This window comes from Pseudomonas sp. YY-1 (assembly GCF_002843095.1).
Classification (GTDB): Bacteria; Pseudomonadota; Gammaproteobacteria; order Pseudomonadales; family Pseudomonadaceae; genus Aquipseudomonas; species Aquipseudomonas sediminis_A.
Window position 1 is genome coordinate 165,363 of the sequence record NZ_PJLX01000011.1, and the last position, 16,938, is coordinate 182,300.

Here is a 16,938-nt window from a genome sequence, read left to right on the forward strand (position 1 = left end):
GCGCCATATATCGACAGCGCTTCGCTTCTCTGCTAGTGCGCGTTCGTCCTTTAAGCGCCTGGCTACAGGTGCCGCAGGCCAACGCTTTAGGGTAGAATGCCCGGCCTCCAGCACACCCCTTCCCAGAGGCTGTTCCGACGATGTTGATTCTGCGCGGCGCTCCCGCCCTTTCCGCTTTCCGCCATGGCAAATTGCTTGAGCAACTGACCAGCAAGGTGCCTGCCGTGACCGGGCTGTACGCCGAGTTCGCGCATTTCGCCGACGTCACCGGCGTGCTCAACACCGATGAGGAACAAGTGCTGGCCCGGCTGCTCAAGTACGGCCCGAGCGTGCCGGTGCAGGAGCCCAGCGGCAAACTGTTCCTGACCATTCCGCGTTTCGGCACCATTTCGCCCTGGTCGAGCAAGGCCAGCGATATCGCCCGTAACTGCGGCCTGGCCAAGGTCCAGCGTCTGGAGCGTGGTATCGCCTATTACGTCAGCGGCGAGCTGAGCGAGGACGACAGTGCTGCTGTCGCCGCGCTGTTGCACGACCGCATGACCCAGCTGGTGCTGGGTGCGCTGGAAGACGCCAGCGCGCTGTTCAGTCATGCCCAGCCCAAGCCGCTGACCGCCGTGGACGTACTCGGCGGTGGCCGCGCCGCGCTGGAGCAGGCCAACCAGGATCTGGGCCTGGCCCTGGCCGAGGACGAAATCGACTACCTGGTGAAGAGCTTCAATGACCTGGGGCGCAACCCGCACGACATCGAACTGATGATGTTCGCCCAGGCCAACTCCGAGCATTGCCGCCACAAGATCTTCAATGCCAGCTGGGACATCGACGGCGAGAGCCAGGACAAGTCGCTGTTCGGCATGATCAAGAACACCTACCAGATGCACAACGAAGGCGTGCTGTCCGCCTACAAGGACAACGCCTCGGTCATCGTCGGCCACACCGCCGGGCGTTTCTTCCCCAATCCTGAGACCCGCCAGTACGGTGCGGTGCAGGAGCCGGTGCACATTCTGATGAAGGTGGAAACGCACAACCACCCGACCGCCATCGCCCCGTTCCCCGGCGCCTCCACCGGCTCCGGCGGTGAGATTCGCGACGAAGGCGCGACCGGTCGTGGCGCCAAGCCCAAGGCCGGCCTGACCGGTTTCTCGGTCTCCAACCTGAACATCCCCGATTTCCTCCAGCCCTGGGAAAAGCCCTACGGCAAGCCCGAGCGCATCGTCAGCGCGCTGGACATCATGATCGAAGGCCCGCTGGGCGGCGCCGCGTTCAACAACGAGTTCGGTCGCCCGGCGCTCAACGGCTACTTCCGCACCTTCGAACAGGCTGTCAGCAGCCCGCGCGGTGAGGAAGTACGTGGCTACCACAAGCCGATCATGCTCGCTGGCGGTCTGGGCAACATCCGCGAGAACCACGTACAGAAGGGCGAGATTTCCGTCGGCGCCAAGCTGATCGTGCTCGGCGGCCCGGCCATGCTCATCGGCCTCGGCGGCGGTGCCGCTTCGTCGATGGCTACCGGTGCCAGCTCGGCGGACCTGGACTTCGCCTCGGTGCAGCGCGAGAACCCGGAAATGGAACGCCGCTGCCAGGAGGTCATCGACCGCTGCTGGCAACTGGGCGAGGCCAACCCGATCAAGTTCATCCACGACGTTGGCGCTGGTGGTATCTCCAACGCTCTGCCGGAGCTGATCAACGACGGTGGTCGTGGCGGCCGCTTCGAGCTGCGCAACGTGCCTAACGACGAGCCGGGCATGGCCCCGCACGAAATCTGGTGCAATGAGTCGCAAGAGCGTTACGTGCTGAGCGTGGACGCTGCCGACTTCGAGCGTTTCCAGGCTATCTGCGAGCGCGAGCGCTGCCCGTTCGCCGTGGTCGGCGAGGCCACCGCCGAGCCGCACCTGACCGTGACCGACAGCCACTTCAGCAACACCCCGGTGGACATGCCGCTGGAAGTGCTGCTGGGCAAGCCGCCGCGCATGCACCGCAGCGTCAGCCGCGAAGCCGAGCAGGGCGATGACTTCAGCGCTGCCAGCGTGAATATCGAAGAAGCGCTGGGTCGCGTGCTGCATCACCCGGCCGTGGCCAGCAAGAGCTTTTTGATCACCATCGGCGACCGCACCATTACCGGTCTGGTGGCGCGTGATCAGATGGTCGGCCCGTGGCAGGTACCGGTGGCCGATTGCGCCGTGACCGCCACCAGCTTCGACGTCTACACCGGTGAAGCCATGGCCATGGGCGAGCGCACGCCGCTGGCGCTGCTCGACGCGCCGGCCTCCGGGCGTATGGCGGTAGGTGAGACCGTTACCAACCTGGCGGCGGCACGCATCGAGAAAATGTCCGACATCAAACTGTCGGCCAACTGGATGGCCGCTGCCGGCCACCCCGGCGAAGACGCCCGCCTGTACGACACCGTCAAGGCTGTCGGTATGGAGCTGTGCCCGGCACTGGGCATCACCATTCCGGTGGGCAAGGACTCCATGTCCATGAAAACCCGCTGGCAGGACGAGGGCGTCGATAAGAGCGTGACCTCGCCGCTGTCGCTGGTGATCACCGGTTTCGCTCCAGTGCAGGACATCCGCCAGACCCTGACTCCGCAACTGCGCATGGACAAGGGTGAGACCGATCTTATTCTGATCGACCTCGGTCGCGGTCAGAACCGCATGGGTGCCTCGATCCTGGCGCAGGTCTATTCGCAGATCGGCCAGCAAGTGCCGGACCTCGACGACGCCGAAGACCTCAAGGCCTTCTTCGCCGTGATCCAGGGCCTGAACGCCGACGGTCACTTGCTGGCGTACCACGACCGCTCCGACGGCGGTCTGCTGACCACCGTGCTGGAAATGGCCTTCGCCGGTCATTGCGGTCTGTCGCTGAATCTCGACGCGCTGGCTGACGACTGCTCCGAGCTGCCGGCCGTGCTGTTCAACGAAGAGTTGGGTGCAGTGATCCAGGTGCGCCAGGACGCCACGCCGGAGGTGCTGGCGCAGTTCAGCGCTGCCGGTCTGGACGACTGCGTGGCCGTGATCGGGCAGGCCGTGAACAACAGCGACGTCAGCATCAGCTTCAATGGCGAGCCGGTTTTCGCTGGTGATCGTCGTCTGCTGCAGCGTCAGTGGGCCGAGACCAGCTACCGTATCCAGCGTCTGCGCGACAACGCCCAGGGCGCCGATCAGGAATTCGACCTGCTACTGGAAGAAGACAACCCCGGCCTTTCGGTCAAGCTTGGCTTCGACGTCAACCAGGACATTGCTGCGCCCTACATCAAGAAGGGCGTGCGTCCGCAAGTGGCGATCCTGCGCGAGCAGGGCGTCAACGGCCAGGTGGAAATGGCCGCCGCGTTCGACCGCGCCGGCTTCTCCGCCATCGACGTGCACATGAGCGATATCCTCGCCGGCCGCGTCAGCCTTGAAGAGTTCAAAGGTCTGGTGGCCTGCGGCGGTTTCTCCTACGGCGACGTACTCGGCGCTGGTGAGGGCTGGGCCAAGTCGGTGCTGTTCAATGCGCGTGCTCGCGATGCTTTCCAAGGCTTCTTCGAGCGTCGCGACAGCTTCACCCTTGGTGTGTGCAACGGCTGCCAGATGATGAGCAACCTGCACGAGCTGATCCCGGGTACCGAGTTCTGGCCGCACTTCGTGCGCAACCGCTCCGAGCAGTTCGAAGCGCGCGTGGCCATGGTGCAGATTCAGGAGTCGGCGTCGATCTTCCTGCAGGGCATGGCCGGTTCGCGCATGCCGATCGCCATCGCCCACGGCGAGGGTCATGCCGAGTTCGAAAGCGAGGAGGCGCTGCTGGAAGCTGATCTGTCCGGCACCGTAGCTCTGCGCTTCGTCGATAACCACGGCAAGGTCACCGAGACCTACCCGGCCAACCCCAACGGTTCGCCGCGTGGCATCACCGGCCTGACCAGTCGTGACGGTCGTGTGACCATCATGATGCCGCACCCGGAGCGGGTGTTCCGCGCCGTGCAGAACTCCTGGCGCCCGGACGAGTGGCAGGAAGACGCCGGCTGGATGCGCATGTTCCGTAACGCTCGAGTGTGGGTGGATTAATAACGGCCGCGTAGCGGCCTTCTGATGACCCTCTCCCATTCATGGGAGAGGGTGCCCGAAGGGCGGGAGAGGGAAAGCGGCCGCGCTCCGATCCAGCTTGGGCTGGCGCCGGTGTATAGCGAACGCCAGCCCCTCCACCAGCACCTCTCCCGCTCGTGGGAGAGGGGAGCAGGGCCCGGTAGCCCGAATGCAATCCGGGAAACCGTTGCCAAACCCTCTGCTCGGATTCCATCCGAACCAAACAGGCCCAGCCATGGCCGATGATTCTCTGCCCATCCTTCCCGAAGTCCGCCTGGTCAAAGCCGGCGAAACTCATCATCTATGCCGCTGTGGGCACTCGCCCGAGATGCCTGACTGCCCACCCGACTGCGCCCAATTCCTGATCCTGCAACCCGAGCGCGAACAGCGCCTGCTGTTGTGCCGCTGTAGCCGATCCGCAAACCTGCCCTACTGCGATGGTAGCCACAGCCCTCCGGCCAGCGGTCTGGCCGACAGATGGCGGCGCTTTTTCGGCGCTCGTTGAGAACGCCATGCCCGCCGCCTGAGTCGAAAGCAGCGAATCGTTTTAATGCTGCATGTGGATTTGTGCGGGCGATCTCAAGACAACTCCATGGCGAAATGACATCATATTGGCGTCATGGCTTGTCTGTTGTTCGGTTGCCCATCTGCGGAGAACTTGATGTACAAACTGTGTTTCTACGTGCCGGAAACCCATCTGGAACCGGTAAAAAAGGCGGTGTTCGCAGCCGGTGGCGGGCGCATTGGTCTTTACGACAGCTGCTGCTGGCAGGTGCTGGGCCAAGGTCAGTTCCGCGCCCTGGACGGTAGCCAGCCGTTCATCGGTCAGGTTGGCAGCGTCGAGCAGGTTGCCGAGTGGAAAGTGGAAATGGTCGTTGCCGACGAGCTGATCCACGACGCCGTCAAGGCGTTGAAGAAGACCCATCCCTACGAAACGCCGGCCTTCGACGTCTGGCGCTTGTCCGACCTGCAGTTTTGAGTCGATATGAAAAAGGCGCCGATGGCGCCTTTTTCAATGCAGTGGCTCAAGGCCTGATTTCGATCAGCGTACCGTCCTTGACCAGGCTCCAGACCTCGCGCATGTCGTCGTTCTTCATGGCAATGCAGCCCTCGGTCCAGTCGAGGGTGTGGAAGAACCACTCCGGGTATTCCTCGTCCAGCGGCGTGCCGTGGATCATGATCATGCTACCCGGCGGCACCCCGGCGTCATTGGCCTTGGCCAGGTCGCGAGCGTTGGGGTAGGAAATGTGCAGCGACAATTGGTACTTGTCGCTCGGCTTGCGCCAGTCGATCCAGTAGAAGCCTTCCGGCGTGCGCAGGTCGCCTTCGCGTTGCTTGGCGCCATTAGGCTGTTTGCCCAGGGAAATACGGTACGACTTGATGGTCTCGCCGCGCTGCTGCAGGTGCAGTTTGCGCTCGGATTTGAGTACCAGCACCTTGTCCACTGTGCGGCTGCTGGTCGCTGGCGTGGTGCTGGCCAGGACGTTGAAGCTGAGGGTCAGGCAAAGCAGGGGCAACAACCAGCGCATCGGGAACGTCCGCAAGGGTCAACGGGGTGTGTAGTGGGCACGCAGCGCTTCGAGTGGCTCATTGCGTACCGGAAAGAGATTCTGCCGACGGTCGGCGAAGAAGCATTCTAAGGTACGGCCTATGGTCGGGAAAGCCAGCTCTGACCAAGGGATTTCGCTCTCTGCAAACAATCGCACCTCCAGGCTTTCCTCGCCGACGGCAAAATCCAGGTCGACCAGTTCGGCGCGAAACAGCATGTACACCTGGCTGATGTGCGGCAGATCGAAGAGGGTATAGAGGCTCAGGTCGCGTACGCGGGCGCAGGCTTCTTCGAGGGTCTCACGGGCGGCGGCCTGTTCGGTTGTTTCGCCGTTTTCCATGAAGCCGGCCGGCAACGTCCAGTAGCCACGGCGCGGCTCGATGGCGCGGCGGCACAGCAGCACCTGGTCGCCCCACACAGGCAGGCAGCCGGCAACGATGCGCGGGTTTTCGTAATGCACGGTGGCGCAGTGGCCGCAGACATGGCGCATGCGGTTGTCGCCCGCGGGGATCATGCGGGTGACCGGGTTGCCGCACTGGCTGCAGAATTTCATGCCCGCTCCTCTTTTTTCTGGCGCTATCTTGGCCGGCTGAGAGGTGGCCGGCAAGCCCGCTATTGCGGCCGGCCTGTCCTGTCGTCGGGGTTGGGCGGCCGCGTGCTTTCATGCCATGATGCCTGGCAAAACAAGACTCCGAGTATGCCCATGCTGGACGAGTTGCTCCATCGTGTGCGCGGTTACAGTCCGCGCCCTCTGGAGACCGAGCGCAGCTTCCCCGAGGCGGCGGTGCTGGTCCCGATTACCCGCAGTGATGAACCTGAGCTGGTGCTGACCCTGCGCGCCAGCGGTTTGTCGACCCACAGTGGCGAGGTCGCCTTTCCCGGTGGCCGGCGCGACCCGGAAGACCGCGATCTGGTGGACACCGCACTGCGCGAGGCCGAGGAGGAAATTGGCCTGCCACCTGGTTTGGTGGAGATGGTTGGGCCGCTCAGCAGCCTGGTGTCGCGTCACGGCATTCAGGTCACGCCCTACGTCGGGCTGGTGCCGGACTACGTCGAGTACAAGCCCAACGACGCCGAGATCGCCTCGGTATTCTCGGTGCCGCTGGAGTTCTTCCGCAGCGACCCGCGCGAAGTCACCCACCGTATCGACTACTTAGGGCAGAGCTGGTATGTGCCGTCCTACACCTATGGCGAGTACCGCATCTGGGGGCTGACCGCGATCATGGTGGTGGAGCTGGTCAACCTGATCTTCGACGATGCGCAGATCGCTCTGCACCAGCCCCCCGAACACTTCATACACCTGCGCTGATAGCGCCGAGGACTGACGAGCATGAAATACCGCCTGGGAAGCTCCCGTGTCGACGCCCATCCCGAGAGCTGGATCGCACCAAGCGCCGACCTGATCGGCAAGGTTCGCCTGGAAGCCGGTGCCAGTGTTTGGTTCGGCGCCGTGCTGCGCGGAGACAACGAACTGATCCATATCGGCGAGAACAGTAACGTGCAGGACGGTAGCGTCATGCACACCGACATGGGCTTTCCGCTGACGCTGGGCAAGGGCGTCACCGTCGGCCATAACGTGATGATGCATGGCTGCAGCGTGGATGATTACAGCCTGATCGGCATCAACTCGGTGATCCTCAACGGCGCGAAGATTGGCAAGTACTGCATCATCGGCGCCAATAGCCTGATTCCCGAAGGCAAGGTGATTCCCGACGGCAGCCTAGTCATGGGCAGCCCGGGCAAGGTGGTGCGCGAGCTCACCGAGCCGCAGAAGAAGATGCTGGAGGCCAGCGCTGCGCATTACGTTCATAATGCGCAGCGCTATTCCCGTGAGCTGGTGCCTGATGACGACGAGTGATGTAGAAAAACCGGTGCGTTCACCCTGTGTGCATGTCTGCGCGCTGGATGAGCAGGATATCTGCATCGGCTGTCAGCGTACCGCCGCCGAAATCACCCGCTGGGGCCGCATGGACAATGCCGAGCGCCGCGAGGTACTGCAACGCTGCCTGGAGCGCGCCCGCGCTTCCGGTCTTTTACTGACTCCGTCCTGATTTACTGTTCGAGGAACACTCATGCCCCGTATTGGAACCCCTCTGTCGTCTTCTGCGACCCGTGTACTGCTGTGTGGCTGCGGCGAACTCGGCAAGGAAGTGGTGATCGAGCTGCAGCGCCTGGGCTGTGAAGTCATCGGCGTCGATCGTTATGCCAATGCGCCGGCCATGCAGGTGGCGCACCGCAGCCACGTCATCGACATGCTCGATGGTGCAGCCCTGCGTGCAGTGATCGAAAAGGAACAGCCGCACTACATCGTGCCCGAGATCGAGGCGATCGCCACTGCCACGCTGGTCGAGCTGGAAGCCGAAGGCTTCAACGTGGTGCCGACCGCGCGTGCCGCACAGCTGACCATGAACCGCGAGGGCATTCGTCGTCTGGCAGCCGAGGAGTTGGGCCTGCCGACCTCTCCTTATCATTTCTCCGACACCTTCGAGGACTACGCCGCCGCGGTGAAATCCGTCGGCTACCCCTGCGTGGTCAAGCCGATCATGAGCTCTTCTGGCAAAGGCCAGAGCGTCCTAAAAAGCGACGCCGACCTGCAGCGCGCCTGGGACTACGCCCAGGAAGGCGGCCGTGCCGGCAAGGGGCGGGTGATCGTCGAGGGGTTCATCGACTTCGACTACGAAATCACCCTGCTTACCGTGCGTCATGTCGGTGGTACCAGCTTCTGCGCGCCGATTGGCCATCGCCAGGAGAACGGTGACTATCAGGAATCCTGGCAGCCGCAACCGATGAGCCCGAAGGCGCTGGCCGAATCCGAGCGCGTGGCGCTGGCGGTGACCGAGGCGCTCGGTGGTCGCGGCCTGTTCGGTGTCGAACTGTTCGTCAAAGGCGATCAGGTGTGGTTCAGCGAAGTTTCGCCGCGCCCGCACGACACCGGTCTGGTGACGCTGATTTCCCAGGAACTGTCCGAGTTCGCCCTGCATGCCCGCGCCATTCTCGGTCTGCCAATTCCGGCAATCCGCCAGATGGGCCCGTCGGCGTCGGCGGTGATTCTGGTGGAGGGCAATTCGCAGCAGGCCAGTTTCGCCAACCTTGGCGCTGCGCTGAGCGAGGAAGACACGGCGGTGCGTCTGTTCGGCAAGCCTGAAGTCAAAGGCCAGCGCCGCATGGGCGTGGCGCTGGCGCGTGACGAATCCATCGAGGCTGCACGTGCCAAGGCACTGCGCAGCGCGCAAGCGGTTCGCGTCCAGCTGTGAGTCGGCATGCGCTGTGGTGGCTGGCAACTGTGCCATTGCTGCCACTGGCGCTGCCTATGGCGCTGCACACCCGGCGCACCGCCTTGCGCTTGCCGGTTGCGCAGGGCGAACCGAGCGGTGTCGCCGCTGCGCATCTTCCGGGTGAGCCGCTGCACCTGCTGTTGATCGGTGAGTCGACCGTGGCAGGCGTTGGGGTCACCCGCTTCGATCAATCGCTGGCAAGTTGCCTGGCCGCCGCCCTGGCTGAACGTCTGGGGCGACCGGTGCGCTGGCGCGCCTGTGGCGAAAATGGAATCACCGCGCCTGAGGCCCATGAACGGCTGTTACCGCAGGTATTGACGGAGCCCGCGGACCTGGCGCTGCTGGTGTTCGGCGTCAATGACACTACTCACCTCACACCAAGCAAGCGTTGGCTGCAGTCACTGGCCGGGATGGCCGCAGCGCTGGGCGAGCAGGGCTGTCACGTGGCCTTCAGCGGCGTACCACCGTTGCAGCATTTCAGCGCCTTGCCCTGGTTGCTGCGGCAGTTGATGGGCTGGCGGGCCCGCTTGCTGGATGCTGAGTTGCAGGGCCTGGCGCAACGCCTTGGGGCATTGCATTGCCGGCTGGACCTGCCGTTCGAGGCACATTACCTGGCCGAGGATGGCTATCACCCGTCGGCACTGGGCTACCGGCGCTGGGCCGATGGCCTGGCCGAGCGCCTCACTCCGTCGCTGCAGCGTCCGGCTTGACCTTTTTTACCTGCCACACGCGGACGCTCTTCACCCGGTTGTCCGCCGCCTGCAGGATCTCCAGGCGATAGGGGCCGATCTTCAGGCAGACGCTGCTGTCAGGGATGGTCTCCAGGGCTTCGGTGATCAGGCCATTGAGGGTCTTGGGACCATCGCTGGGCAGATGCCAGCCGAGGGTCTTGTTCACTTCGCGAATGTAGGCGGCGCCGTCGATGACCAGCGTGCCGTCTTCCTGTGGATGGATGTCGGGGCTGCGCAGGCTGTCCTGGTTGCTGAAGTCGCCGACGATCTCTTCGAGGATATCTTCCAGGGTGACGATGCCGATCACCTCGCCATACTCGTCGACGACGATGCCGATGCGCCGCTTCTGCTTCTGGAAGTTGATCAGCTGGGTCGCCAGCGGTGTGTTTTCCGGGATGAAATAAGGCTCGTTGCAGGCTGCCAGCAAGCTGTCCTTGGTCAGCTGGTTGTGGCTGAGCAGGCGGGCTATCTGGCGCATGTGTACCACGCCTTCGACCTGGTTGATGTCGCCACGAAACACCGGCAGGCGCGTATGCGAGGTGCTGCGCAACTGGCCGATGATGACTTCCAGGTCGTCGTCGAGATCGATGCCGGTCACTTCGTTGCGCGGAATCATGATGTCATCCACCGTGACCCGTTCCAGGTCGAGGATGCCCAGCAGCATGCTCTGGCGATTCATCGGCAACTCCGAGCCGGACTCACGCACCACGCTGCGCAGCTCCTCGGTAGACAGGCTGTCGCTGGCGCGCTGTGACGGATCGACGCCGAACAGACGCAGCAGGCCACTGCTGATCACGCTGGTCAGCCAAACCACCGGGTAGAGCACGCGCAGCAGCAGGCTGAGCACGCGACTGGCAGGGAAAGCCACCAGTTCCGGGCGCAGGGCGGCCAGGGTCTTGGGCGTGATCTCGCCGAAGATCAGCACGATGATGGTCAGGCCTGCGGTGGCGATGGCGATACCGGCCTCACCCCACATGTCCACCGCCAGCACCGTGGCGATGGAGGCGGCGAGGATGTTGACCACGTTGTTGCCGACCAGAATGGTGCCGAGCAGGCGATCCGGACGGTCAAGCAGGCGGGTGACGCGCTTGGCGCCGCTGTGTCCTTCCTTGGCCAGGTGCTTGAGCCGATAGCGATTGAGGCTGAGCATGCCGGTCTCGGAGCTGGAGAAGAACGCCGAGCAGAGGATGAGGAAAATCAGCAGGCCGAGCAGGTAGCTCGAATGTATGTCGTCCACGACGTCTGCCTCAGATGTGCAGGATGAATTCGCGTACCAGCTTGCTGCCGAAGTAGGCCAGCATCAGCAGGCAGAACCCAGCGAGGGTCCAGCGAATGGCCTTGTGGCCGCGCCAGCCAAGCTGGTGGCGACCCCACAGCAGAACGGCGAAAACCACCCAGGCGAAGCAGGAAAGAATGGTCTTGTGCGCCAGGTGCTGAGCGAACAGATCATCGATGTACAGCGCGCCGGACAGCAGCGATAGCGACAGCAGCAGCCAGCCCGCGAAGAGAAAGCCGAACAGCAGGCTTTCCATGGTTTGCAGGGGTGGAAAGTTGCGGATCAGCCCGGACGGGTGCTTGTGCTTGAGCTGATGGTCCTGCAACAGCAGCAGGATCGACTGGAACACGGCGATGGTGAGCATGCCGTAAGCCATGATCGAGAACAGGATGTGGGCAAGGATGCCGGGGTGCTCGTCGATCGGGTTGATGGTGCCGCTGGGCATGAATTCGGCCGCCAGCACGGTCAGTGTGCCGAGCGGGAACAGCAATAGCAGCAGGTTTTCTACCGGAATGCGCAGGCAGGCCAGCAGAATCAGGCCGATGACCGCCCAGGCGATCAGGCTGGCTGCGTTGAAGAAGTCCAGGTTGAGGCCGTGTACGTCATACAGCTGGTAGAACAGGCTGATGCCGTGCAGGCACAAGGCGAGCACACCTAGCGACGCCAGCAGGCGTTTGTCGGGGATGCTGCGCTGCGTCAGGCGCAGGCCTTGGTAAGCGGCGGCGCCGGCATAGAGGAGGGCGGCGGCGAGACTGGGCAACAGAGGGTGCATAAATCCGTGTAAGGCGAGCCCGAAAGGCGCTGAGTGTGGCACAGATGGGCGTCGGCACGAAAGACTGCCGGCGGTGTCGGCAGCTCGGCGACTTCGCTATAATCCGCCGCCTGTCGCACACCCGGCGCGCCGGGTCGCACCTATCAAAGGAACGCGCATGTTCGAAAATCTTACCGATCGCCTGTCCCAGACGCTGCGTAACGTCACGGGCAAGGCCAAGCTGACCGAAGACAACATCAAGGATACGCTGCGCGAAGTGCGCATGGCCCTGCTCGAGGCCGACGTGGCTCTGCCGGTGGTCAAGGACTTCGTCGGCAAGGTCAAGGATCGCGCCGTTGGTACCGAAGTCTCCAAGAGCCTGACCCCGGGACAGGCTTTCGTGAAGATCGTCCGCGCCGAGCTGGAAGAGCTGATGGGCGCGGCCAACGAAGATCTGGCACTCAACGCAGCCCCGCCTGCCGTGGTGCTGATGGCAGGTCTGCAGGGGGCGGGTAAGACCACCACCGCCGGCAAGCTGGCCAAGTTCCTCAAAGAGCGCAAGAAGAAGTCTGTGCTGCTGGTGTCGGCCGACGTCTACCGTCCGGCGGCAATCAAGCAGTTGGAAACCCTGGCGGGCGACCTCGGGGTGACTTTCTTCCCCTCCGATGCCAGCCAGAAGCCGGTGGATATCGCCAACGCAGCGATCCGCGAAGCCAAGCTGAAGTTCATCGACGTGGTCATCCTCGATACCGCCGGTCGTCTGGCCGTGGATAGCGAAATGATGGCCGAGATCCAGGCGCTGCATGCGGCGGTCAAACCGGTCGAAACGCTGTTCGTGGTCGATGCCATGACCGGCCAGGACGCCGCCAACACGGCCAAGGCCTTTGGCGAGGCGCTGCCGCTGACCGGCGTGGTGCTGACCAAGGTCGACGGTGACGCTCGTGGTGGTGCCGCCTTGTCCGTCCGTCATATCACCGGCAAGCCGATCAAGTTCATCGGTATGGGCGAGAAGAGCGACGCGCTCGAGCCCTTCCATCCGGATCGTATCGCCTCGCGCATCCTCGGCATGGGTGATGTGCTCAGCCTGATCGAACAGGCCGAGCAGACCCTCGATCGCGAGAAAGCCGAGAAACTCTCCAAGAAGCTGAAGAAGGGCAAGGGCTTCGATCTCGAAGACTTCCGTGACCAACTGCTGCAGATGAAGAACATGGGCGGCCTCGGCGGCCTGATGGACAAGCTGCCGTCCATCGGTGGCGTTAATCTGTCGCAGATGGGCAATGCTCAGGGTGCGGCGGAGAAGCAGTTCAAGCAGATGGAAGCGATCATCAACTCGATGACGCCTGCTGAGCGCCGCGACCCGGACATCATCAGTGGCTCGCGCAAGCGCCGTATCGCTCTGGGCTCCGGTACCCAGGTGCAGGACATCGGCCGCTTGATCAAGCAGCACAAGCAGATGCAGAAGATGATGAAGAAATTTACCGCCAAGGGCGGTATGGCCAAGATGATGCGCGGCATGGGTGGCATGCTTCCGGGTGGCGGCGGAATGCCGAAATTCTGAGGCCTGTAAGCCGGTCGATGGCCGTCCGGAAAAAGAGATTTGCAAACCGCCGCATAATCCTTAAAATATGCGGCCTTTCGGGCCTAGGCCCATTTTTAATGTGTGCCTCAAGTTAGCACCGACTATAGGAACGATGTTCACATGGTAACCATCCGTCTTGCTCGTGGCGGCTCCAAAAAGCGCCCCTTCTACCACCTGACCGTGACCAACAGCCGCAATGCGCGCGACGGTCGTTTCGTTGAGCGTATCGGTTTCTTCAACCCGATCGCTGCCGGTGGCGAAGTGCGTCTTTCCGTTGACCAAGAGCGTGCGACCTACTGGCTGGGCCAGGGCGCTCAGCCGTCTGAGCGTGTTGCTCAGCTGCTCAAGGAAGCTGCCAAGGCTGCTGCCTAAGCATCTTTATGAGTACGACGCCGGCCGTCGCCGAGGATTTGATCGTTCTCGGCAAGATTGTTTCGGTGCACGGCGTCAAGGGTGAAGTGAAGGTGTACTCCTTTACCGATCCCATCGATAACGTGCTCGATTACCGCAACTGGACGCTCAAGCGTGACGGTGAGGTAAAGAAAGTGGAACTGGCCAGCGGCCGCCTTCAGGGCAAGGTGCTGGTAGCCAAATTGAAAGGTCTGGATGATCGCGAAATTGCGCGTACCTACGCCGGTTTCGAGATCTGCGTGCCGCGTAGCGAGCTGCCAGAACTGGAAAATGGTGAGTTCTACTGGTACCAGTTACAGGGCTTGAAGGTCATTGATCAGGCAGAGCAACTGCTCGGTGTGGTCGACCACTTGTTCGAGACCGGTGCCAACGATGTGATGGTGGTCAAGCCCTGCGCGGGCAGTCTGGATGATCGCGAGCGTCTGTTGCCCTACACGGGGCAGTGCGTGCTTTCGATCGACCTGGCAGCTGGCGAGATGCGGGTCGACTGGGATGCGGATTTCTAAGGCTCATGCGCGTAGAAGTCATCACCCTGTTCCCGGAAATGTTTGCCGCCATCGGCGAGTACGGCATCACCAGTCGAGCGGTCAAGCAGGAGCTGCTCAAGCTCAATTGCTGGAACCCGCGAGACTACACGACTGATCGTCACCATACGGTGGATGACCGTCCTTTCGGCGGTGGTCCGGGAATGGTGATGAAAATCAAGCCTCTCGAGGATGCCTTGGCCAGTGCCAAGCAAGCCGCGGGAGAGACGGCGAAGGTGATCTACCTATCGCCGCAGGGCCGTAGCCTGAATCAGGCGGCGGTGCGCGAGCTGGCGCAGGAGGATGCACTGATCCTGATCGCCGGTCGTTATGAAGGCATCGACGAGCGTTTCATTGAGGCGCATGTCGATGAGGAATGGTCGATTGGTGATTACGTCCTGTCTGGCGGTGAGCTGCCGGCCATGGTGCTGATCGACGCGGTGACGCGCCTTTTGCCTGGTGCATTGGGTCATGCCGATTCGGCCGAGGAGGACTCCTTTACGGATGGCCTGCTCGACTGCCCGCACTACACCCGCCCGGAGGTGTATGCGGATAAACGTGTTCCCGAAGTGTTGCTTAGTGGCAACCACGAACACATCCGGCGCTGGCGTTTGCAGCAGTCCCTTGGTCGGACCTGGGAACGTCGCGCTGATCTTCTGGATAGCCGCTCGCTTTCTGGAGAAGAGAAGAAGCTGCTGGAGGAATACATCCGCCAGCGGGACGATAGTTAACGTATCGATGATGGGCCGGGAGGCTTGTCTTAGGAGCGCAGCATGACCAACAAGATTATCCAGATGCTCGAAGCTGAGCAGATGAACAAAGAAATCCCGACTTTCGCACCGGGCGACACCGTAGTCGTACAAGTGAAAGTAAAGGAAGGCGACCGTCAGCGTCTGCAGGCCTTCGAAGGCGTCGTTATCGCCAAGCGTAACCGCGGCCTGAACAGCGCCTTCACCGTGCGCAAGATCTCCAGCGGTGTTGGTGTTGAGCGTACCTTCCAGACCTACAGCCCGCTGGTCGACAGCCTGGCAGTCAAGCGTCGCGGTGACGTGCGCAAAGCCAAGCTGTACTACCTCCGCGATCTGTCCGGCAAAGCCGCACGCATCAAGGAAAAGCTGTCCTAAGTTCGGACGCTTCTCTGACAAAAGCAGCCTAAGGGCTGCTTTTGTCGTTTCTGGCTTGCAGTAATCATGAGTGGCAGTGAGATGACCCCGAGAGAGCAAGAGATCCAGCGACGCATCGCGCTGTCGGAAACCCGTGTGACCAAGGCGGTGTTTCCACCGACCACCAATCATCACAACACCCTCTTCGGCGGCACCGCGCTGGCCTGGATGGACGAAGTGTCGTTCATCGCTGCTACGCGGTTCTGCCGTCTGCCGCTGGTCACCGTTTCCAGCGATCGCATCGATTTCAAACACGCGATACCGGCGGGCTCCATCGTCGAGTTGGTTGGGCGGGTGATCAAGGTGGGCAATACCAGTCTCAAGGTGGAAGTCGAAGTATTCGTCGAGGGGCTGTATCAGGAAGGGCGCGAGCGGGCGATCAGCGGCAGCTTCAGCTTCGTCGCCGTCGATGATCAGCATAAGCCGGTGCCGGTACTGCCGGGATTCTCTAGCTAGCCATTTGCCGGCCTTGGGCGAGGGCCGCTGATCGTCAGCCTGGTCTGCTGGTGCGTCGGGTGTTGGCTGTGGAACACTTGCCTACCCTGTAATTGAAGGTCAATCGATGCCTGCGCTGACTCACCCTCTGATCGAGCGCTTTCTCGAAGCGTTATGGTTGGAAAAAGGGCTTTCCGCCCATACTCAGGCCGCCTATCGCAGTGATCTGGAGCACTTCAATGGCTGGCTCGATGGGCGTGGCCTGGCGCTGCAGCATATCGGTCGCGACGCCATTCTCGACCATCTGGCCTGGCGTCTCGAGCAGGGCTATCAGGCGCGCTCCACGGCGCGCTTTCTCTCCGGTGTGCGCGGCTTCTACCGTTTTTTGCTGCGTGAAACGCTGATCAGTGACGACCCGACGCTGCAGGTCGAGTTGCCGCAGATCGGCCGGCCGCTGCCCAAGTCATTGTCTGAAGCGGATGTCGAAGCGCTGCTGCAGGCGCCGGACCTGGATGACCCCATCGGTCTTCGCGATCGCGCCATGCTCGAAGTGCTCTATGCCTGCGGTTTGCGTGTCAGTGAGCTGACTGGCCTGACGCTGGAGCAGGTCAATCTGCGCCAGGGGGTACTGCGGGTATTCGGTAAGGGCAGCAAGGAGCGCCTGGTGCCGCTGGGTGAAGAGGCCATCGCCTGGATCGAGCGCTACATGCGCGAAGCACGCCCGCTGTTGTTGGGTGGTAAACCCAGCGATGTGCTGTTTCCCAGTCTGCGCGGCGAACAGATGACCCGGCAGACCTTCTGGCACCGCATCAAGCACCAGGCGCAGGTTGCGGGTATCAGCAAAGCGTTGTCACCGCACACGCTACGCCACGCTTTCGCCACGCATTTGCTCAATCACGGTGCCGACCTGCGTGTGGTGCAGATGCTGCTGGGGCATAGCGACCTGTCTACCACGCAGATCTATACACATATCGCGCGCGCGCGCCTGCAGGAGCTGCATGCGCAGCACCATCCGCGCGGTTGAGTATTCATGAACGAAACCCCGTCACCGTTGCCGGTGGCGGGGTTTGTTTTTTCAGTTGTCTCGCCTGGCGAGCAGGTCGTGATCATCAGCTCTGGCTGGTGCAGGCGCTGGAGAGCTGTTCGTAGTCGAGCACTTCCACGTCACCCGCGCTGTTGCGGTAGGTCA

The 16,938-nt window shown here is 62.4% G+C and carries 19 protein-coding genes; 15 read left to right on the plus strand and 4 right to left on the minus strand.

The window, feature by feature from the left end:
* The first annotated feature begins 140 nt into the window (after positions 1 to 140).
* The 3 genes from purL to CXP40_RS16645 all read left to right on the plus strand — a co-directional run bounded on the left by purL (position 141) and on the right by CXP40_RS16645 (position 5,034).
* Positions 141 to 4,037, plus strand: coding sequence for a phosphoribosylformylglycinamidine synthase (purL, locus tag CXP40_RS16635; protein WP_106734675.1), 3,897 nt, complete (start codon positions 141 to 143; stop codon positions 4,035 to 4,037).
* 346 nt (positions 4,038 to 4,383) lie between these two features.
* Positions 4,384 to 4,560 (plus strand): CDGSH iron-sulfur domain-containing protein, encoded by a 177-nt coding sequence (locus CXP40_RS24005; RefSeq protein ID WP_256579469.1) that lies wholly within the window; start codon positions 4,384 to 4,386, stop codon positions 4,558 to 4,560.
* A 156-nt stretch (positions 4,561 to 4,716) separates the two neighbouring features.
* Positions 4,717 to 5,034 carry a YqfO family protein gene (locus CXP40_RS16645; protein ID WP_099526535.1) on the plus strand — a complete coding sequence of 106 codons (318 nt, stop codon included), beginning with the start codon at positions 4,717 to 4,719 and terminating at the stop codon, positions 5,032 to 5,034.
* 46 nt (positions 5,035 to 5,080) lie between these two features.
* On the opposite strand, the gene CXP40_RS16650 is transcribed toward CXP40_RS16645, so the two are convergent.
* Both CXP40_RS16650 and CXP40_RS16655 read right to left on the minus strand, forming a co-directional pair.
* Positions 5,081 to 5,584 carry a murein L,D-transpeptidase family protein gene (locus CXP40_RS16650; protein ID WP_090336169.1) on the minus strand — a complete coding sequence of 168 codons (504 nt, stop codon included), beginning with the start codon at positions 5,582 to 5,584 and terminating at the stop codon, positions 5,081 to 5,083.
* Positions 5,585 to 5,602: 18 nt separating this feature from the next.
* Positions 5,603 to 6,157 carry an NUDIX hydrolase gene (locus CXP40_RS16655; protein ID WP_099526533.1) on the minus strand — a complete coding sequence of 185 codons (555 nt, stop codon included), beginning with the start codon at positions 6,155 to 6,157 and terminating at the stop codon, positions 5,603 to 5,605.
* Positions 6,158 to 6,307: 150 nt separating this feature from the next.
* Here CXP40_RS16655 and CXP40_RS16660 point away from each other — a divergent pair, with 150 nt between their 5' ends.
* Genes CXP40_RS16660 through CXP40_RS16680 form a run of 5 tightly spaced genes read left to right on the plus strand, consistent with a single transcriptional unit; the run spans position 6,308 to position 9,589 of the window.
* On the plus strand, positions 6,308 to 6,913 hold the full coding sequence (locus tag CXP40_RS16660; RefSeq protein ID WP_039964927.1) for a CoA pyrophosphatase: 606 nt from the start codon (positions 6,308 to 6,310) through the stop codon (positions 6,911 to 6,913).
* A 21-nt stretch (positions 6,914 to 6,934) separates the two neighbouring features.
* Positions 6,935 to 7,462: a gamma carbonic anhydrase family protein gene (locus tag CXP40_RS16665; RefSeq protein ID WP_106734677.1), complete on the plus strand. Its 528-nt coding sequence runs from the start codon at positions 6,935 to 6,937 to the stop codon at positions 7,460 to 7,462.
* A complete protein-coding gene (locus CXP40_RS16670) occupies positions 7,449 to 7,655 on the plus strand; it encodes a DUF1289 domain-containing protein (RefSeq protein WP_106734678.1) in 207 nt (68 codons plus the stop codon). The genes CXP40_RS16665 and CXP40_RS16670 overlap by 14 nt, the downstream gene beginning before the upstream one ends.
* A 21-nt stretch (positions 7,656 to 7,676) precedes the next feature.
* Entirely contained in the window at positions 7,677 to 8,858 is a 1,182-nt protein-coding gene (gene purT, locus CXP40_RS16675) for a formate-dependent phosphoribosylglycinamide formyltransferase (RefSeq protein WP_106734679.1), read from the plus strand.
* Positions 8,855 to 9,589, plus strand: coding sequence for an SGNH/GDSL hydrolase family protein (locus tag CXP40_RS16680; protein WP_106734680.1), 735 nt, complete (start codon positions 8,855 to 8,857; stop codon positions 9,587 to 9,589). The genes purT and CXP40_RS16680 overlap by 4 nt, the downstream gene beginning before the upstream one ends.
* Here CXP40_RS16680 and CXP40_RS16685 read toward each other — a convergent pair.
* A complete protein-coding gene (locus CXP40_RS16685) occupies positions 9,561 to 10,847 on the minus strand; it encodes an HlyC/CorC family transporter (RefSeq protein WP_099526528.1) in 1,287 nt (428 codons plus the stop codon). The two genes, CXP40_RS16680 and CXP40_RS16685, sit on opposite strands and share 29 nt — an antisense overlap.
* Before the next feature lie 10 nt (positions 10,848 to 10,857).
* Positions 10,858 to 11,658 (minus strand): inner membrane protein YpjD, encoded by an 801-nt coding sequence (locus CXP40_RS16690; protein WP_061241176.1) that lies wholly within the window; start codon positions 11,656 to 11,658, stop codon positions 10,858 to 10,860.
* Between the two features lie 157 nt (positions 11,659 to 11,815).
* Here CXP40_RS16690 and ffh point away from each other — a divergent pair, with 157 nt between their 5' ends.
* From ffh to xerD, 7 genes are all read left to right on the plus strand, one after another.
* Positions 11,816 to 13,195, plus strand: coding sequence for a signal recognition particle protein (ffh, locus tag CXP40_RS16695; protein ID WP_099526527.1), 1,380 nt, complete (start codon positions 11,816 to 11,818; stop codon positions 13,193 to 13,195).
* A gap of 141 nt (positions 13,196 to 13,336) precedes the next feature.
* Positions 13,337 to 13,588, plus strand: coding sequence for a 30S ribosomal protein S16 (gene rpsP / locus CXP40_RS16700; RefSeq protein WP_003246162.1), 252 nt, complete (start codon positions 13,337 to 13,339; stop codon positions 13,586 to 13,588).
* 8 nt (positions 13,589 to 13,596) lie between these two features.
* A complete protein-coding gene (rimM, locus tag CXP40_RS16705; protein WP_106734681.1) occupies positions 13,597 to 14,133 on the plus strand; it encodes a ribosome maturation factor RimM in 537 nt (178 codons plus the stop codon).
* Between the two features lie 5 nt (positions 14,134 to 14,138).
* Positions 14,139 to 14,882, plus strand: a complete 744-nt coding sequence (trmD, locus tag CXP40_RS16710; RefSeq protein ID WP_092377102.1) for a tRNA (guanosine(37)-N1)-methyltransferase TrmD — start codon at positions 14,139 to 14,141, stop codon at positions 14,880 to 14,882.
* A gap of 42 nt (positions 14,883 to 14,924) precedes the next feature.
* Entirely contained in the window at positions 14,925 to 15,275 is a 351-nt protein-coding gene (gene rplS, locus CXP40_RS16715) for a 50S ribosomal protein L19 (protein ID WP_045734872.1), read from the plus strand.
* A gap of 81 nt (positions 15,276 to 15,356) precedes the next feature.
* Positions 15,357 to 15,770: an acyl-CoA thioesterase gene (locus CXP40_RS16720; protein ID WP_045734873.1), complete on the plus strand. Its 414-nt coding sequence runs from the start codon at positions 15,357 to 15,359 to the stop codon at positions 15,768 to 15,770.
* Between the two features lie 106 nt (positions 15,771 to 15,876).
* Positions 15,877 to 16,773 carry a site-specific tyrosine recombinase XerD gene (gene xerD / locus CXP40_RS16725; protein ID WP_106734682.1) on the plus strand — a complete coding sequence of 299 codons (897 nt, stop codon included), beginning with the start codon at positions 15,877 to 15,879 and terminating at the stop codon, positions 16,771 to 16,773.
* Positions 16,774 to 16,938 lie beyond the last annotated feature (165 nt).

Excerpts from the sequence above, each read along its gene's own strand:
- ffh (WP_099526527.1), top strand. The coding sequence starts at position 11,816 with ATGTTCGAAAATCTTACCGATCGCCTGTCCCAGACGCTGCGTAACGTC.
- CXP40_RS16650 (WP_090336169.1), bottom strand. The coding sequence starts at position 5,584 with ATGCGCTGGTTGTTGCCCCTGCTTTGCCTGACCCTCAGCTTCAACGTC.
- CXP40_RS16665 (WP_106734677.1), top strand. The coding sequence starts at position 6,935 with ATGAAATACCGCCTGGGAAGCTCCCGTGTCGACGCCCATCCCGAGAGC.
- purL (WP_106734675.1), top strand. The coding sequence starts at position 141 with ATGTTGATTCTGCGCGGCGCTCCCGCCCTTTCCGCTTTCCGCCATGGC.
- rimM (WP_106734681.1), top strand. The coding sequence starts at position 13,597 with ATGAGTACGACGCCGGCCGTCGCCGAGGATTTGATCGTTCTCGGCAAG.
- purT (WP_106734679.1), top strand. The coding sequence starts at position 7,677 with ATGCCCCGTATTGGAACCCCTCTGTCGTCTTCTGCGACCCGTGTACTG.
- CXP40_RS16690 (WP_061241176.1), bottom strand. The coding sequence starts at position 11,658 with ATGCACCCTCTGTTGCCCAGTCTCGCCGCCGCCCTCCTCTATGCCGGC.
- CXP40_RS16645 (WP_099526535.1), top strand. The coding sequence starts at position 4,717 with ATGTACAAACTGTGTTTCTACGTGCCGGAAACCCATCTGGAACCGGTA.
- CXP40_RS16655 (WP_099526533.1), bottom strand. The coding sequence starts at position 6,157 with ATGAAATTCTGCAGCCAGTGCGGCAACCCGGTCACCCGCATGATCCCC.
- CXP40_RS16660 (WP_039964927.1), top strand. The coding sequence starts at position 6,308 with ATGCTGGACGAGTTGCTCCATCGTGTGCGCGGTTACAGTCCGCGCCCT.
- CXP40_RS24005 (WP_256579469.1), top strand. The coding sequence starts at position 4,384 with ATGCCTGACTGCCCACCCGACTGCGCCCAATTCCTGATCCTGCAACCC.
- CXP40_RS16670 (WP_106734678.1), top strand. The coding sequence starts at position 7,449 with ATGACGACGAGTGATGTAGAAAAACCGGTGCGTTCACCCTGTGTGCAT.
- trmD (WP_092377102.1), top strand. The coding sequence starts at position 14,139 with ATGCGCGTAGAAGTCATCACCCTGTTCCCGGAAATGTTTGCCGCCATC.
- rplS (WP_045734872.1), top strand. The coding sequence starts at position 14,925 with ATGACCAACAAGATTATCCAGATGCTCGAAGCTGAGCAGATGAACAAA.
- xerD (WP_106734682.1), top strand. The coding sequence starts at position 15,877 with ATGCCTGCGCTGACTCACCCTCTGATCGAGCGCTTTCTCGAAGCGTTA.
- rpsP (WP_003246162.1), top strand. The coding sequence starts at position 13,337 with ATGGTAACCATCCGTCTTGCTCGTGGCGGCTCCAAAAAGCGCCCCTTC.
- CXP40_RS16720 (WP_045734873.1), top strand. The coding sequence starts at position 15,357 with ATGACCCCGAGAGAGCAAGAGATCCAGCGACGCATCGCGCTGTCGGAA.